Raw genomic sequence first — 16,002 nt, 5'->3', positions numbered from 1 at the left:
CTCACTGCGCCCGGCGGCCGGTGCCGGGCGCGGCGTCGGAGGCCAGCACCTCGATCTCGCCGTCCTTGCCCGGCTCGATATTGATCTCGCGCGAGAACGAGCGGCCCTCATTGCGGGCGATGACGAGGTAGTCGCCCTCCTGCAGCACCATCGAGGGGAAGGCGCCGATCGATTCCTTGATCACGTCGCCGCCGGGCGTCAGCACCGACCAAGCGGTGTTGGCGATGGCATCGCCGCCCGGTGCCGCGACCAGCTTGAGGGTGATGGCGGCGGCGCGGTGGCGCAGCGTCGCGTCGGAGATGCGGCCGGCCTGCACCTTCACGTCGGCGCGCACCACCGCATTGGCGTCGCCATAGGCCGAGACCACCTGATAGATGCCCTCGGGCAGCAGCACCAGCGCGCCGGGCTCGATCTGCCGCATCAGCAGCCGCTCCGGCCCGCCGCCGACCAGACTGTTGGCGTAGATGTCGAACGACACCTTGGCGGCGGGCAGCAGGTGGTCGGCGAGCGCCGCCTGCAGCTTGAGGCCGCCGGCCTGCAGCGCGAAGGTCTCGCGCACCGGCTCGCTGGCCAGCGTCACCGGCTTCGCGTAGCCGGCGAGACCGTAACCCGCGTGGACGACATAGCTGCCGGGATCGAGCGCGAAGATCGGCATGGCGTCGTGGGATTCGCCGACCAGCACGTGATTGCCGTTGGCGTCCGGCGCGGCGGCGAACACCCGCCAGTGCAGCGCCGCCTGGATCACCGCACCCTCGGCGCTGTAGCGGGCGGCCAGCGCCAGCGCCACCTTGCCGCGCGGAATCGCCGGAATCGCCGTGTGCGGGCTTTTCGGCTCGACGATGCGCCCCTCGCGTGGCGCCGGCGCCGGGGGCGCGGCCGGCACGGCCTTGGGAACGGCCGAGAAGCCGGGCGTCGCGCCGGGCGCATATTGAAGCTGGGCGGCAGCGGGCTGCGCCAGCGCAAGCATTGCCGCGGCGAGACCGGCACGCGACAGACTCAAACACTTGCGCCGCCGGTGCGGGGGAGCCGGAAAGGACCGTTCCATGCGCGTAATTAGGTCGGAAAACACGGCTGTTTCAAGCCCGGTGCGACCCGCCCGCGGGCGGTGCGGCTGTGGGGGAGGATGACCGACCCGCGCCGCGCCGGCCGGTCGCCTCCGGTGCGGTCGCATCGCTGCCTCGCGGTCCGCGCCTTGGCCGTGTACGGAGTTTCCTAACGGTAACGGCAAAGTTCTCCGTAATACTTCGCGCTGATGATGTCATCGGCCATAATTTATGATTGTATGGAGGACGGAAGGCGCGCGTCGGCGGGCAAACAGTCTGATCCGTCAGGCCGCGCGCTCCACGGCCCCACGCTTCAACAGGCTGGCCTCCGCGCCGGCCGAACCGGGACGAACGGGCAGGCAGCGGCCGGCCCGCACCGGCGCCGGATTTCGCTTGCCGCGGGAGTTCGGAGCGCGCGAGGCGCCGCCGAGCGCCTCGTCTCCCGCGCGGCACGGTTTCCTGCCACGGCGCAGGAGGCGCGAGGCTGGAGATGGACCCGCCGCCACGGCGGCGCGGACGTGTCCGCCTGATCATACGAAGTCCGGCCGGTCAGGCCGGAGTTTCGTCGTTCGATCGTCGAAAATCCTGTGATCGAACAAGGGTTTTCGGCAAGACCATTCTCGGATGGACCGTTTCCGGTATCCAGAAGGGATCAACCGGAGACCGTCGCAACCGACGGGAGACGGCTCGGATCGTCCGGCGGTCTCGTGAGTTGTCCCTGGAGCCAACTTCCATGCGGCGGCGTCATCCGATGGTGTCGCGGGCGGCTCCGCCGGAGGGAGGACCGAACATGCCCCCTACGTTTGCCGGTCCCCATCATTGCCTGGGCACGGCGCGCCGCGTCAGCGACGAGGTGTTCGCCGAAATCCGCGAGGCGGCCGCCCGCCAGGGTGGGGCACTGACCCTGCAGCAGATCGAGGCGGTGAAGACGGCCTATGACCAGGCCGCGCCGCAGCGCTTCAATGCGATCCAGTGCATCTTCAACATCTGCATGTGCGCCACCGCCACCGAACCGGTGCCGATGGCGTTCGACGAAACCGATCTGGTCGCCAAGTTCCTGTGCGCCCACACCTCCGGCATCGCCTGGGCGGTGTTCGAGAACCGATTCGAGCGGCCCGACCGGGCCTGGATCGGCCAGTTCTACCGGGCCTTGGCGCGCTTCGTCGTTCAGCGGTTCGATCCCGGTTTTCCGCTGCGCGCCATCGCCGTCTATATCGAGGCCGGCACGCAGAAGGGGCAGGCCCTGACGGTCGGCGAACTCGTCCAGAGCGCGCAGGGCCGGGAGGCGGTGCACGAATGCCTGCTGCGGATCATGGCCGAGCCGATCACGCCGCAGATCGCCGCCGAGCTTTGCGCGGCGGTCGAGGCCGCCGAAGTGCCGCCCGGCGCGCCGAAGCCGGCCATGACGATCGATGAGGCCGAGCGGTTCCTCACCCTCCTGCGCCACGCCAAGCTGGTCCGCACCCTGACGATGACGACCGGCCGCGACGACGGCGCCGAGGACGATCTCGACCTGATCGAGGACGTGCGCAACCTCGCGTTCCGCGATTTGTCGTGACACCAACGGCCCCAGACGCTGACGCGTGGGGCCGTTGACCCTCGCGGATTTTCTTTTGGGAAATCAGAGATTTCGCGAAAACCCGCGACCGGAACCAACGGCCCGCGTTCGCGGCCGTTGGCATGATACGGTTTCCGGCTGATCAAGCCGGAGAACCGTATTCCGATCGCCGAAAACCCTGCCCTCGAACAAGGGTTTTCGGCGGGACCGTTTCCGGTATCCCGAAGGGATCAACCGGAAACCGTATGACGCCCGTTTCCGGTATCCCGAGCGGCAGCCGGAAACTGCAGAGAATGGGTCCGTTCAGCGCTCCAAGAGGGCGCCGCGCACCGCCGGCAGTGCCAGGAAACTGGCCGCGGCGGCATGGATGGCGGCCGGGTCGGCGGTCGGCGCCGCCGCGGCATCGAGCACCACGCGCGCCGGCCGCGGCGACAGCACGAGAATGCGGTCGGCGAGGCGAATCGCCTCCGTCACGTCGTGGGTGACGAACAGCGCCGCGGTGCCGCGGCGCTCGACCGCCTCGCGCACCAGATCCTGCAACTCGCGCCGCAACCCGACATCGAGCGCCGCGAACGGCTCGTCCATCAGCACCAGATCCGGCTCGACCGCGAACGCGCGGGCGATGGCGACCCGGCTCTGCATGCCGCCCGACAGTTCCGCCGGGCGCTTGCCGAGATCGCCCGGCGCGAAGCCGAAGCCGGTGAGCAGGCCGGCGGCGCGGGCGCGGCGCTCGTCCCGCCCGACGCCCAAGGCGGCGAGCCCGAAGGCGGCATTGTCGGTGGCGTCCGCCCAGGGCAAGAGGCGCGGCTCCTGGAACACGGTCGCGGTGCGGCGGAACCGGTTCTCGACCCGGCCCGAGGCCGGCGCGACAAGGCCGGCGGCAAGCCGCAGAGAGGTGGTCTTGCCGCAGCCGGAGCGGCCGAGCAGCGCCACCAGCCGGCCGGGCGCGACTGCGAGATCGAGCCGGTCGAACACCGGCCCGTCGCCGAAATCGACCGTCACGCCGTCGAACGCCAGCATCACGCCGCCCCCCGCGCCCGGCGGCGGATCGGGTTGAGCAGCACCGCGTCGCAGGCGAGCAGCAGCGCCACCGCCAGCATCACCCAGGCCAGCGTCATGGCGAGGTCGAGATGGGCACGCGCGGTGGCGATCTCGCCGCCGATGCCGGTGCCGCCGCCCAGTACCTCGGCCATCACCGCCACCTTCCAGGCGAAGGCAAGCGCGGTGGCGAGCGCCGGCAGCAGATGATCGAGCAGCTGCGGCAGGATCAGCGCCCTGAGCTTCAGCAGCGGCGGAGCGCCGAAGGCGCGGGCCATCTCGCCCAGCGCCGGATCGCGGGCGAGGATGCCCTGGAACGCCCCGGCGAACACGATCGGCAGCACCGTCACCAGCACGGTGAAGCCGGCGCTCAGGCCCGCCGGCCCGAACCACAGGAGCGACAGCACCACCCAGGCGATCGGCGGCACGCCGAGAATGACGGTGGTCACCGGCCGCAGCGCCGCGCCGAGCGGCGGCACGAGGCCGCCTGCCACCCCCAGCGCCGCGCCCAGCACCGCCCCGCCGAGCCAGCCGCCCAGCGCATCGGCGGCGGTGACGGCGAGCGCCGGCCCGGCCTTGCCGGAGAGGATGAGGGCAGCGAGTGTGGCGAAGGTCTCGGCCGGCGCCGGCAGCACCAGCGGCCCGAGCGCGCGGTGGCCGGCCTCCCACGCCAGAACCAGCCCGGCCAGACCGGCGGCGCCCCAGGCGAGGCGGGCGGCCGCGTTCACAGGCCGAAATGAGCGGCGGGAACGGTCATGTGCGGCCTCTCCCGACGCCGAATCATTCCAACAAATCAGTATGCGCAGCCCAGCACGTCGATGCGCAAGACCGTCGAAACACGCGAATCTTCATGCGTGGAATCATGGGCTTCCGGAAAACGCGCGATCGGAGGCGACGACCGGCTCTCGGCGTGCCTGTCTCAGACCCCGATCATCACGTCCGAGGACTTGATCACCGCGAAGGCGTCCTTGCCGACGGCGATGCCGAGCTCGTCGACCGCCTCGTTGGTGATCGCGGCGGTGATGATGTTGCCGCCGACATCGAGCCTCACATGGGAGGTGGTGGCGCCCTTGGTCACCTCGATGACCTTGCCCTTGAGCACGTTGCGCGCGGAAATCTTCATGTCGTCCTCTCAGTTCCGGCGGCGGCTTGCCGCCCCGCCGTATCGGCGGATACATAGCGAAACGCCCCGGTTCGGTCGAGCCGGGAATGGCCGCGCCGCTCAGGCGCCGGCCCGCAGACGGATTTCCAACAAGGTCCGAAGATCATGCCGTTTCCGCTTGGCGATGCCGCGCTCGACGCCCTCCTTGCGGACGACGTTCCGCTGGGCGACCTCACCACCCACCTGCTCGGCATCGGCGACGCGCCCGGCGTGATGACCTTTGCAGCCCGCGGACCGATGGTGGCGGCGGCGGTGGAGGATGCCGCAAGGCTGCTGACGCGGGCCGGCTGCACGGTCGAGACGTTCGCGGCCTCCGGCGCGGCCCTGGATGCGGGGGCGCCGATCCTGACCGCGCGCGGCCCGGCCGGTGCACTGCACCGCGGCTGGAAGATGGGCCAGCTTCTGATCGAGACGGCATCGGGCATCGCCACCACCACGCGGGCGATCGTCGCGGCGGCGCGTGCCGTCGACCCCGATGCCGCCGTCGCCGGCACCCGCAAGATGGTTCCGGGCACCAAGGCGCTGTCGCTGAAGGGGCTGATGGCCGGGGGCGGGGTGCCGCACCGGCTGGGCCTGTCGGAGACCATCCTGGTGTTCGCCGAGCATCGCGCCTTCCTCGGCGGCGAGCCGCCGGCTGCGACCATCGCCCGGCTGCGCCGCGGCGCGCCGGAGCGCGCGATCGTGGTCGAGGTCGCCACGGTCGAGGAGGGGGTGGTGTGGGCCGCGGCCGGCGCCGGTGTCATCCAGGCCGAGAAGTTCGCGGTCGAGGCGGTGGCCGAGCTGGCGGCTCGGCTGCGTACGGCGGCGCCACACGCCCTCATCGCCGCGGCCGGCGGCATCACAGCCGAGCGAGCCGGCGCCTATGTGGCGGCCGGGGCGCGGGTCATCGTCACCTCGGCGCCCTATGCCGCCAAGCCGCTCGACGTGGCGGTGCGCATCGCCCCGGCTTGAATCGAAATCTCAGAATCGGCACGTTAAAAGCAGGATCTGAGGAGGGGTTAAACGCCGTCATATCAATGACTTGCCGGCATTTCCGGACTCCGAATCGAAACTTGAACTTTTCATACGGTTTCCGGCCGATCAGGCCGGAGAACCGTATTCCGATCGCCGAAAATCCCGTCACGGGACAGGGGATTTTCGGCGAGACCGTTTCCGGTATCCCGAAGGGATCAACCGGAATCCGTATCACGACGCCATCGCCGTGGGTGCCGCGAACGCCGGCCAGGGCGCGCGCTGGGCGGCGTGACTCATCACCGCCTTGAGCGTTGCGAGCGCGATGGCGCGCGGCCGCTCGTCTATGCCGCTCCAGCGCGCCTGCCGGCCGCGCGGGTCGATCTCCAGCAGCTTGGTGCGCGCCGGCACGTGGAGGCCGTCCCGCACCACGCCGCGCAGCACGCCGTCGAACGGCGCCGCCACCGGCGCGCCGTCGAGGTGGCCGACCGGGACCCCCTTGAACACACGGGTGCCGATCTCGATGGCGGTGCGCCAGCGCCCCGCCGCCGGCGCATAGGCGAAGCGCTCGCGGCCGGCATGGCCCAGCCGGGCCGGGATGCCGTCGGCGTCCAGCGTCTTGCCGCTTGTGACCAGGACGCCGGTGCAGGCCGGTCGGGTCTCCACCGCGATGTCGCAGTTGAAGCCGATCCGGAAGCCCGGCCCGAGCCCGACGGTGATGCCGGCGAGGTGGCGCAGATCGGGGGTGACGGCGTATTTCTGCATGCGGCCGTCGACCAGCACGTCGATCGGCCCCTGCACGATGAGGTCGGTCAGGGTGAGGCGGGTCACCGCCACGGTGTTGGGCGCCGCCAGCACCTGCACCAGCTCCGGCCACGTCTCCGCCCTCCGCCCGATGACGGCCTCCAGCACGCAGCGGTCGTCATGGAGCGCGTCGTGGAAAGCCATGGCCCGCCGCATCACCGGCGGGTCCGGATCGTGCGACAGCACCACAGAATAGCCCTGGCGGCGCAGCAGCACGGCGACCGCGGAGGCGATTTCGTTGGTGCCGAGCACGACGGCAAGCGGGCGGCGATGGCGTTGCGGCATGGCGGACTCCCGTCTGTCGCAACAGCAAATGCAAGCCGCGCGCCAAAGCCGGCGCGATATAAATACCAACAATATCAATTGCTTGGGAAAGGGAGGTGAGTCGCCTCCCCAGCCTTGTCGACCCGACACCGTTATATTGTCGGATTACATAACGAACCTGTCGCATATCCGACAAAGCCCCGCCGCCAATTCCGACACGCGGCCGGCGCGTTGGCCCGGCCGCGGTCTCGTGTCGTATGTCAGCCCTTCGAGGCGAGCGGGTCGAGCCGGTCGCGGTTGAGCCGCAGCACCGCCAGATTGAGCGCGAAGGCGAAGGTCACCCAGCCGAGATAGATCACCAGCAGCCACGCCGCGGTGGCGCTGACCTGGGCGAAGGCGATGATGGTGGCCACCAGCGACAGCCACATCGCGCCGGCATCGATCAGCGCCAGGTCGACTCGGTGCCAGCCGAAGAACAGCGGCGACCAGATGCCGTTGAAGAAGATATGCAGCACATAGAGCGCCAGCGGCACCGCGGCGCCGGCGAAGCCCGCCTCGCGCCACACCAGCCAGCCGGCGACGGCGAGCAGCGAATAGAACACCATCCAGGCCGGCGCGAACGCCCAGTTGGGCGGGATCCAGGCCGGCTTGGCGATGGTGCGGTACCATTCGTCCGGGCCGTATTTGGCGCCGGTGGAGGCGGCCGCGAAACACAGCGCGAAGAAGCCGACGAGGGCGAGCAGCGAGGTCATGTCGGTCATGGTCTTCTTAATCCGCTTCTTTTTCGGGTTGTCCGGCGAAGCCCCAGCGTATGATCGACGTCCGGCGCGTCCCAGCGTGTTCAACCTTATACGCGGAGTTACGGGCAATGTCCGGGTCCGGATCGGCCGATCCGGGTAAAATGCCGCACGCACGATGAAAACGGCTCGAAAATCCGCCGGTTCCGAATGGGGAGAGGGGCTGGACAAGGGCGAAGGCGTCGTATACGTGTTCACCATTCCGAGGAATGACGGAGGATGCGCCATGGCTCACGTACAGCCGCGCGTCCTGTCGCCCGGAGGAGTGTAGCTCAACTGGCTAGAGCACCGGTCTCCAAAACCGGGGGTTGGGGGTTCGAGTCCCTCCACTCCTGCCAGCCTCGGCTTCTGCCGGCTCCGGCCCGCAGCAGCCAAGGCGGCGGACCCACGGTCGGTTTCCGGCATCCGAATTGCCGGCTTCCGGCTTCGACCCGGCCTCGGGGCCGATACGAGGCAGCCAGAGCCCGGCGGAGCGGGCGCGGCGGACGTGTCGATCAGACGGAATTGTTCACGCAGACTCGTTCAAGCGGAATCGTTCAAGCGGACATCATGGCGAAGACCAATCCCCTCGAATTCTTGCAGCAGGTCCGCTCGGAGACCGAGAAGGTCACTTGGCCGACGCGCCGGGAGACCGCCATCACTACGGTGATGGTGCTGATCATGGCCGTCGCCTCCGCCGTCTTTTTCATGCTCGTCGACTGGATGATTCGGATCGGCCTGTCGGCGCTGCTGTCGATCGGCGGCTGAAGGTCACGCAGCAATGGCGGCTCATTGGTACATCGTCCACGCTTATTCGAATTTCGAGAAGAAGGTCGCCGAATCGATTCGCGAGCAGGCGGCGAGCCGCGGGCTGAACGATCTGTTCGAGCAGATCCTGGTTCCCACCGAAAAGGTGGTCGAGATCAGGCGCGGCCGGAAGGTCGATTCGGAGCGGAAGTTCTTCCCGGGCTACGTGCTGGTGAAGTGCAGCCTCACCGACGAGGCCTATCACCTCATCAAGAACACGCCGAAGGTGACCGGCTTCCTGGGAGCGGACAAGAAGCCGATCCCGATTTCCGAGGCCGAGGCCAACCGCATCCTGCACCAGATGCAGGAGGGCGTGGAACGGCCCAAGGCGACGATCAGTTTCGAGGTTGGCGAGCAGGTCCGCGTGGCGGACGGCCCGTTCGCCTCGTTCAGCGGCTTCGTCGAGGAAGTCGACGAGGCGAGGTCTCGGCTGAAGGTGGCGGTGTCGATCTTCGGACGGCCCACCCCGGTCGAGCTTGAGTTCGGGCAGGTCGAGAAGCTCTGAGCTTCGACCGGCTCGATGTGGAAGGCGAGGGCGCCGGCCAAGCGTCCGACCCGCACCACGAAACCCTGAATCGGCCGGGCATCCGGCCACGGGAGTGAGAGATGGCAAAGAAAATCACCGGCTACATCAAGCTGCAGGTGGCGGCGGGCGCCGCGACGCCGCAGCCGCCGATCGGCCCCGCGCTCGGCCAGCGCGGCCTGAACATCATGGAGTTCTGCAAGGCGTTCAACGCCAAGACGGCGCAGATGACCAAGGGCACGCCCATCCCGGTCATCATCACCGCCTATCAGGACCGCTCCTTCACCTTCGAGATGAAGCAGCCGCCGGTGTCCTACTTCCTCAAGCAGGCCGCCGGTCTTCAGTCGGGCTCCAAGACGCCCGGTCGCGGCCCCAAGGCGGGGCGCGTCACCGCCGCGCAGATCCGTGAGATCGCCGAGAAGAAGATGGCCGACCTCAATTGCGACTCGATCGAGTCGGCCGCGCGCATGATCGAAGGTTCCGCCCGCTCGATGGGCCTTGAGGTGGTGGGGTAAGGTCATGAGCAAAGCCGGAAAGCGTATCCGCGCCGCCCGCGAGGGCATCGATCGCGCCAAGCTCTACACCCTCCCGGAGGCGGTGGAGCTGATCAAGTCGCGGTCCAAGGCCAAGTTCGACGAGACTGTCGAGGTGGCGCTCAATCTCGGCGTCGACCCGCGCCACGCCGACCAGATGGTGCGCGGCGTCTGCAACCTGCCGAACGGCTCGGGCCGTACGGTGCGCGTCGCGGTGTTCGCGCGCGGCGGCAAGGCCGACGAGGCCAAGGCGGCCGGAGCCGACATCGTCGGCGCCGAGGATCTGCTGGAGATCGTGCAGGGCGGCACCATCGAGTTCGACCGCTGCATCGCCACGCCGGACCTGATGCCGCTGGTCGGCCGCCTCGGCAAGGTGTTGGGCCCGCGCGGCCTGATGCCGAACCCGAAGGTCGGCACCGTGACCATGGACGTGGCCGGCGCGGTGAAGGCGGCCAAGGGCGGCGCGGTCGAGTTCCGCGTCGAGAAGGCCGGCATCATCCATGGCGGCATCGGCAAGGTGTCGTTCACGACCGACAAGCTGGTCGAGAACATCCGCGCCTTCACCGACGCGGTGGTCAAGGCCAAGCCGCCGGGCGCCAAGGGCACATATCTGCAGCGTGTGGCGATCTCCTCGACCATGGGGCCGGGGGTCAAGGTCGAGCCGTCCACAGTGATTGGCGGCGAAAAGGCAGTTTAGGGGCTGACAAACTGCACCAAGAACGCTTATTTGAGAGTTTGGCTCCGGCTTCGGCCGGATGCGCCAAGAGATCCGTCGCCGGGTGATCCCCGGCACGGTGGGGCCGGCGGGCTTGCCCGTCCGGCCTCGTCCTGTCCGAGACTGCAGGTGCCGGCAACGGCCTAATCCTTGAGGGACGAAAAGTTCCTTCTGGGCCTGCACAGACGGGGGATCAGCCGAGCCCGGGCGTGGCCAGCATCTGGCTTTTCCCGGCGATCGGTTCGAACCAGCACCTCGGCCCGCTCGCGGCGCCCGGGGGGACAGGGCAACCCGAGCGCCGACCTGCGAGGCGGACAGCGTTCCGCCGCACAGGCCGGCAGGTGCAACCGGCGGCCGATCCCTGATCGCGCCGCCAACGGAGACGAAGCGTGGATCGCGCGGAAAAGAAGGTCGTCGTCGAGTCGCTCAACGAGGTGTTCAAGGCCTCGGGCGTCGTCGTCGTCGCCCATTATTCCGGCCTCACGGTCGCCCAGCTTCAGAACCTGCGCAAGCAGATGAAGAAGGCCGGCGCCAGCGTGAAGGTCGCGAAGAACCGCCTCGCGAAGATCGCGCTCGAAGGCACGGATGTCGCCACCATCGCGCCCCTGCTCAAGGGGCCGACGCTGATCGCCTATTCGGACGATCCGGTGGCCGCTCCCAAGGCCGCCCTCGATTTCGCCAAGGCTCACGACAAGTTCGTGATCCTGGGCGGCGCGATGGGCAAGACGGCTCTCAATGCCGACGGTGTGAAGGCGCTCGCCTCGCTGCCGTCGCTCGACGAACTGCGTGCGAAGCTGGTCGGCGTCCTCCAGGCGCCCGCCACCAAGTTCGCCCAGCTGTCGAAGGAGCCGTCGGCCAAGATGGCCCGCCTGCTCAAGGCCTATGCCGAAAAGCGCGAAGCCGCGTGAGGCTTCTCGAAACTCCGGTTCGAACCGATAAGGACCATTATCAATGGCTGACCTGAAGAAGATTTACGACGAGCTGTCCGCTCTGACCGTGCTCGAAATGGCCGAGCTGACCAAGCTGCTCGAAGAGGGCTGGGGCGTGTCCGCCGCTGCCGCCGTCGCGGTTGCCGCGGCGCCGGGCGCTGCCGCCGCTGCGGCTCCGGTCGAGGAGAAGACCGAGTTCAACGTGATCCTGGCCTCGGCCGGCGACAAGAAGATCGAGGTCATCAAGGAAGTCCGCGCCATCACCGGTCTCGGCCTGAAGGAGGCCAAGGATCTGGTCGAGGGCGCGCCCAAGCCGATCAAGGAAGGCGTCGGCAAGGAAGAGGCCGACAAGATCAAGGCGCAGCTCGAGAAGGTCGGCGCCAAGGTCGAACTCAAGTGAGACGTCGCGTGCGGCGGCTTCGGGACATCGTTCCGGGGCCGCTGCACGCATTCCGCCCGGCGGCCGGGCGGTGTGGCGTCGCGTCACCGGTTCCGTCGCATCCCGGCGTTTCGGACGATGCGGTGCAGGTGATGCAGTCTCTTGAGTGTCGGATCCGCGTGAGTGTCGGATCCTGCTCTTGAGTGATGAATTTTGAGTGATGGATTTTGCCGGCTTCGAGCCGGTCTCCCGCCGGAGCGCTTCGGCGGGATGCGTGCATAAGGCACCCCGGCCAACCGGGGACGGCGGACCGAGGGTCGCCGCCGACGGAGTTCCCCGCAAGGGGGACGTCGACCCTCCGGCCGGCTCTGCCGGCGAGCAACGAGGACACGATGGCTCAGACGTTCAGCGGTCGCAAGCGTATTCGCAGGTTCTTCGGCGGTATCCGTGAAGTCGCGGAGATGCCCAACCTCATCGAGGTGCAGAAGGCCTCGTACGACCAGTTCCTGCTGGTTGAGGAACCGAAGGGCGGCCGACCCAACGAGGGGCTTCAGGCGGTCTTCAAGTCGGTGTTCCCGATCTCCGACTTCTCGCAGACCGCGATGCTGGAGTTCGTGCGCTACGATTTCGAGCCGCCGAAGTACGACGTCGACGAGTGCCGCCAGCGCGGCATGACGTTCGCCGCACCCCTCAAGGTGACGCTGCGCCTGATCGTGTTCGATGTGGACGCCGAAACCGGCGCCAAGTCGGTCAAGGACATCAAGGAGCAGGACGTCTACACCGGCGACATTCCGCTGATGACGTCGAACGGCACCTTCATCGTCAACGGCACCGAGCGCGTCATCGTCTCGCAGATGCACCGCTCGCCGGGCGTGTTCTTCGACCACGACAAGGGCAAGAGCCACTCCTCGGGCAAGCTGCTGTTTGCCGCCCGCATCATTCCCTATCGCGGCTCCTGGCTCGACATCGAGTTCGACGCCAAGGACATCGTCTATGCGCGCATCGACCGGCGCCGCAAGATTCCGGTGACGAGCCTGCTGTTCGCGCTCGGCCTCGATCCGGAGACCATCCTCAACACCTTCTACCGCCAGGTCCATTACAAGAAGGACCGGGACGGCTGGCGCATGCCGTTCGATCCGGCCCGCTTCAAGGGCTTCAAGGCGACGGCCGATCTCATCGACGCCGACACCGGCGAGGTGGTGGTCGAGGCCGGCAAGAAGCTCAACGCCCGGCAGGCCCGCCTGCTGGTCGAGAAGGGCCTGAAGGCGCTGCGCGCCACCGACGCCGACCTGATCGGCCAGTACCTCGCCGAGGACATGGTCAATCCGCAGACCGGCGAGATCTTCGCCGAGGCCGGCGAGGAGGTGTCCGAGAAGACCCTCAAGACGCTGGTCGATGCGGGCTATGACGAGCTGCCGATGCTCGACATCGACCACGTCAACACCGGCGCCTACATCCGCAACACGCTGGCGATCGACAAGAACTCGGCCCGCGAGGAGGCGCTGTTCGACATCTACCGGGTGATGCGCCCGGGCGAGCCGCCGACGCTGGAAACCGCCGAGGCGATGTTCCACTCGCTGTTCTTCGATCCCGAGCGCTACGACCTCTCCGCGGTCGGCCGCGTCAAGATGAACATGCGCCTCGACCTCGACGCCGACGACTCGATGCGCGTGCTGCGCCGCGAGGACATCCTGGCGGTGGTCAAGACGCTGGTCGAGCTGCGCGACGGCAAGGGCGAGATCGACGACATCGACCATCTCGGCAACCGCCGCGTCCGCTCGGTCGGCGAGCTGATGGAGAACCAGTACCGGCTGGGCCTGCTGCGCATGGAGCGCGCCATCAAGGAGCGCATGTCGAGCGTCGACATCGACACCGTGATGCCGCAGGACCTGATCAACGCCAAGCCGGTGGCGGCGGCGGTGCGCGAGTTCTTCGGCTCGTCGCAGCTGTCGCAGTTCATGGACCAGACCAATCCGCTGTCGGAGATCACCCACAAGCGCCGTCTGTCGGCGCTGGGTCCGGGCGGTCTGACGCGCGAGCGCGCCGGCTTCGAGGTGCGCGACGTCCACACCACGCACTATGGCCGCATCTGCCCGATCGAGACGCCGGAAGGCCCGAACATCGGCCTGATCAACTCGCTCGCCACCTTCGCGCGCGTCAACAAGTACGGCTTCATCGAGACGCCCTACCGCCGCGTGAAGGACGGCCACGTGACGGAGGAGGTGATCTACCTCTCCGCCATGGAGGAGGGGAAGTATTACGTCGCGCAGGCCAACATCCCGCTCGACGCGAACGGCCGCTTCCTCGAAGACCTCGTGGTCTGCCGCCACGGCGGCGACGTGCTGATGGTGTCGCCCGACAAGGTCGACTTCATGGACGTGTCGCCGAAGCAGCTGGTGTCGGTCGCCGCCGCGCTCATCCCGTTCCTTGAGAACGACGACGCCAACCGCGCGCTGATGGGCTCGAACATGCAGCGTCAGGCCGTGCCGCTGGTGCGCGCCGAGGCGCCGCTGGTCGGCACCGGCATGGAGGCGGTGGTCGCCCGCGACTCGGGCGCCGCCATTCCGGCGCGCCGCACCGGCATCGTCGATCAGGTGGACGCCACCCGTATCGTCATCCGGGCGACGGAAGAGACCGACCCGACCAAGCCCGGCGTCGACATCTACCGCCTGCAGAAGTTCCAGCGCTCCAACCAGAACACCTGCATCAACCAGCGTCCGCTGGTGCGGGTGGGCGATCAGGTGAAGAAGGGCGACGTCATCGCCGACGGTCCCTCGACCGAGTACGGCGAGCTGGCGCTCGGCCGCAACTGCCTCGTCGCCTTCATGCCGTGGAACGGCTACAACTTCGAGGACTCGATCCTGCTCTCCGAGCGGATCGTGAAGGATGACGTGTTCACCTCGATCCACCTCGAAGAGTTCGAGGTGATGGCCCGCGACACCAAGCTCGGGCCGGAGGAGATCACGCGCGACATTCCGAACGTGTCGGAAGAGGCGCTGAAGAACCTCGACGAAGCCGGCATCGTCTATATCGGCGCCGACGTGCATGCCGGCGACATCCTGGTCGGCAAGATCACGCCGAAGGGCGAAAGCCCGATGACGCCGGAAGAGAAGCTGCTGCGCGCCATCTTCGGCGAGAAGGCGGCCGACGTGCGCGACACGAGCCTGCGGGTGCCGCCGGGCGTCCAGGGCACGGTGGTCGAGGTGCGCGTGTTCAACCGCCACGGCGTCGACAAGGACGAGCGTGCGCTGGCGATCGAGCGCGAGGAGATCGAGCGCCTCGCCAAGGACCGCGACGACGAATTGGCGATTCTCGACCGCAACGTCTACACCCGCCTTGCCGACATTCTCGACGGCAAGACCGCGGTGGCCGGCCCCAAGGGCTTCAAGAAGGACACCGTGCTGTCGCGCGAGGTCTTCACCGAGTTCCCGCGGGCGCAGTGGTGGCAGTTCGCCTTCGCCGACGACCAGCTCATGAGCGAGTTGGAGGCGATGCGCAAGCAGTACGACGACTCCAAGAAGCGCCTCGAGCAGCGCTTCCTCGACAAGGTCGAGAAGCTGCAGCGCGGCGACGAGCTGCCGCCCGGCGTGATGAAGATGGTCAAGGTCTTCGTCGCCGTGAAGCGCAAGATCCAGCCGGGCGACAAGATGGCCGGCCGCCACGGCAACAAGGGCGTGGTGTCGCGCATCGTGCCGGCGGAGGACATGCCGTTCCTCGCCGACGGCACGCCGGTCGACATGGTGCTCAATCCGCTCGGCGTGCCGAGCCGCATGAATGTCGGCCAGATCCTGGAGACGCATCTCGGCTGGGCCTGCGCCGGCCTCGGCCGCAAGATCGGCCAGGCGGTCGACGCCTACATGGCGCAGAACAACGTCGAGGCGCTGAAGGCGACGGTGAAGGAGGTCTACGCGCCGCACGATCCCTCGATCGCGTCGCTGGACGATCAGGGCTTCGTCGAGCTCGGCCACGGCCTGCGCCGCGGCGTGCCGATCGCCACCCCGGTGTTCGACGGCGCGCACGAGGCGGACATCGAGCACATGCTGGAGCTTGCCGGCCTCGACCGGTCCGGCCAGAGCGACCTGTTCGACGGCCGCACCGGCGAGCAGTTCGACCGCAAGGTCACGGTCGGCTACATCTACATGCTGAAGCTGCACCATCTGGTCGACGACAAGATCCACGCCCGTTCGATCGGCCCGTACTCGCTGGTCACCCAGCAGCCGCTGGGCGGCAAGGCGCAGTTCGGCGGCCAGCGCTTCGGCGAAATGGAGGTGTGGGCGCTCGAAGCCTATGGCGCCGCCTACACCCTGCAGGAAATGCTGACGGTGAAGTCGGACGACGTGGCCGGCCGCACCAAGGTCTACGAGGCGATCGTCCGCGGCGACGACACGTTCGAGGCCGGCATTCCCGAAAGCTTCAACGTGCTGGTCAAGGAAATGCGTTCGCTCGGCCTGAACGTCGAGCTGCAGTCCAGCAAGCCCGTGGCGGCGGAGCAGCTGCCGCCGGCGGCTGAATAAGGCGCG

15 protein-coding genes and 1 tRNA gene are annotated in these 16,002 nt (G+C 68.1%); 10 read left to right on the top strand and 6 right to left on the bottom strand.

Annotated elements, in window-relative coordinates; genetic code table 11:
• Position 1: 1 nt before the first annotated feature.
• On the bottom strand, positions 2-1,000 hold the full coding sequence (locus tag BLTE_RS08970; protein WP_126399500.1) for a hypothetical protein: 999 nt from the start codon (positions 998-1,000) through the stop codon (positions 2-4).
• 833 nt (positions 1,001-1,833) lie between these two features.
• Between BLTE_RS08970 and BLTE_RS08965 the strand changes: the two genes are divergently transcribed.
• Entirely contained in the window at positions 1,834-2,601 is a 768-nt protein-coding gene (locus BLTE_RS08965; protein WP_126399498.1) for a hypothetical protein, read from the top strand.
• Between the two features lie 303 nt (positions 2,602-2,904).
• Here BLTE_RS08965 and BLTE_RS08960 read toward each other — a convergent pair whose 3' ends face one another.
• The 3 genes from BLTE_RS08960 to BLTE_RS08950 all read right to left on the bottom strand — a co-directional run bounded on the left by BLTE_RS08960 (position 2,905) and on the right by BLTE_RS08950 (position 4,762).
• Positions 2,905-3,621 (bottom strand): ABC transporter ATP-binding protein, encoded by a 717-nt coding sequence (locus BLTE_RS08960; protein WP_126399496.1) that lies wholly within the window; start codon positions 3,619-3,621, stop codon positions 2,905-2,907.
• Positions 3,621-4,367 carry an ABC transporter permease gene (locus BLTE_RS08955; RefSeq protein WP_126399494.1) on the bottom strand — a complete coding sequence of 249 codons (747 nt, stop codon included), beginning with the start codon at positions 4,365-4,367 and terminating at the stop codon, positions 3,621-3,623. The genes BLTE_RS08960 and BLTE_RS08955 overlap by 1 nt, the downstream gene beginning before the upstream one ends.
• Positions 4,368-4,558: 191 nt before the next feature.
• Positions 4,559-4,762 carry a TOBE domain-containing protein gene (locus BLTE_RS08950; protein ID WP_126399492.1) on the bottom strand — a complete coding sequence of 68 codons (204 nt, stop codon included), beginning with the start codon at positions 4,760-4,762 and terminating at the stop codon, positions 4,559-4,561.
• Positions 4,763-4,906: 144 nt separating this feature from the next.
• On the opposite strand from BLTE_RS08950, the gene modD reads away from it, so the two are divergent.
• Entirely contained in the window at positions 4,907-5,752 is an 846-nt protein-coding gene (gene modD, locus BLTE_RS08945) for a ModD protein (RefSeq protein WP_126399490.1), read from the top strand.
• Positions 5,753-5,986: 234 nt separating this feature from the next.
• Here modD and BLTE_RS08940 read toward each other — a convergent pair whose 3' ends face one another.
• Together BLTE_RS08940 and BLTE_RS08935 are read right to left on the bottom strand one after the other, a co-directional pair.
• A complete protein-coding gene (locus tag BLTE_RS08940) occupies positions 5,987-6,841 on the bottom strand; it encodes a xanthine dehydrogenase (protein ID WP_126399487.1) in 855 nt (284 codons plus the stop codon).
• 239 nt (positions 6,842-7,080) lie between these two features.
• Positions 7,081-7,581 (bottom strand): TspO/MBR family protein, encoded by a 501-nt coding sequence (locus BLTE_RS08935; RefSeq protein ID WP_197723284.1) that lies wholly within the window; start codon positions 7,579-7,581, stop codon positions 7,081-7,083.
• A 297-nt stretch (positions 7,582-7,878) separates the two neighbouring features.
• On the opposite strand from BLTE_RS08935, the gene BLTE_RS08930 reads away from it, so the two are divergent.
• The 8 genes from BLTE_RS08930 (at position 7,879) to rpoB (ending at position 15,996) form a co-directional block, all read left to right on the top strand.
• A tRNA-Trp gene (locus BLTE_RS08930) sits at positions 7,879-7,955 on the top strand.
• A gap of 211 nt (positions 7,956-8,166) precedes the next feature.
• Positions 8,167-8,364, top strand: coding sequence for a preprotein translocase subunit SecE (secE, locus tag BLTE_RS08925; RefSeq protein ID WP_126399485.1), 198 nt, complete (start codon positions 8,167-8,169; stop codon positions 8,362-8,364).
• 13 nt (positions 8,365-8,377) lie between these two features.
• Positions 8,378-8,908 (top strand): transcription termination/antitermination protein NusG, encoded by a 531-nt coding sequence (nusG, locus tag BLTE_RS08920; RefSeq protein ID WP_126399483.1) that lies wholly within the window; start codon positions 8,378-8,380, stop codon positions 8,906-8,908.
• A 101-nt stretch (positions 8,909-9,009) separates the two neighbouring features.
• On the top strand, positions 9,010-9,441 hold the full coding sequence (gene rplK, locus BLTE_RS08915) for a 50S ribosomal protein L11 (protein WP_126399481.1): 432 nt from the start codon (positions 9,010-9,012) through the stop codon (positions 9,439-9,441).
• 4 nt (positions 9,442-9,445) lie between these two features.
• The gene (gene rplA / locus BLTE_RS08910) at positions 9,446-10,156 is read left to right on the top strand and encodes a 50S ribosomal protein L1 (RefSeq protein ID WP_126399479.1); all 711 of its coding nucleotides are present in this window, start codon (positions 9,446-9,448) and stop codon (positions 10,154-10,156) included.
• Positions 10,157-10,563: 407 nt separating this feature from the next.
• Positions 10,564-11,082: a 50S ribosomal protein L10 gene (rplJ, locus tag BLTE_RS08905; protein WP_126399477.1), complete on the top strand. Its 519-nt coding sequence runs from the start codon at positions 10,564-10,566 to the stop codon at positions 11,080-11,082.
• A 43-nt stretch (positions 11,083-11,125) separates the two neighbouring features.
• Positions 11,126-11,503, top strand: coding sequence for a 50S ribosomal protein L7/L12 (gene rplL, locus BLTE_RS08900; protein WP_126399475.1), 378 nt, complete (start codon positions 11,126-11,128; stop codon positions 11,501-11,503).
• A 371-nt stretch (positions 11,504-11,874) separates the two neighbouring features.
• Positions 11,875-15,996 carry a DNA-directed RNA polymerase subunit beta gene (gene rpoB / locus BLTE_RS08895; protein ID WP_126399473.1) on the top strand — a complete coding sequence of 1,374 codons (4,122 nt, stop codon included), beginning with the start codon at positions 11,875-11,877 and terminating at the stop codon, positions 15,994-15,996.
• Positions 15,997-16,002: the final 6 nt, after the last annotated feature.

Source organism: Blastochloris tepida (genome assembly GCF_003966715.1).
Taxonomy (GTDB): domain Bacteria; phylum Pseudomonadota; class Alphaproteobacteria; order Rhizobiales; family Xanthobacteraceae; genus Blastochloris; species Blastochloris tepida.
Note: the sequence above shows the minus strand (reverse complement) of the source record. Positions and strands in the feature narration are given on the sequence as shown.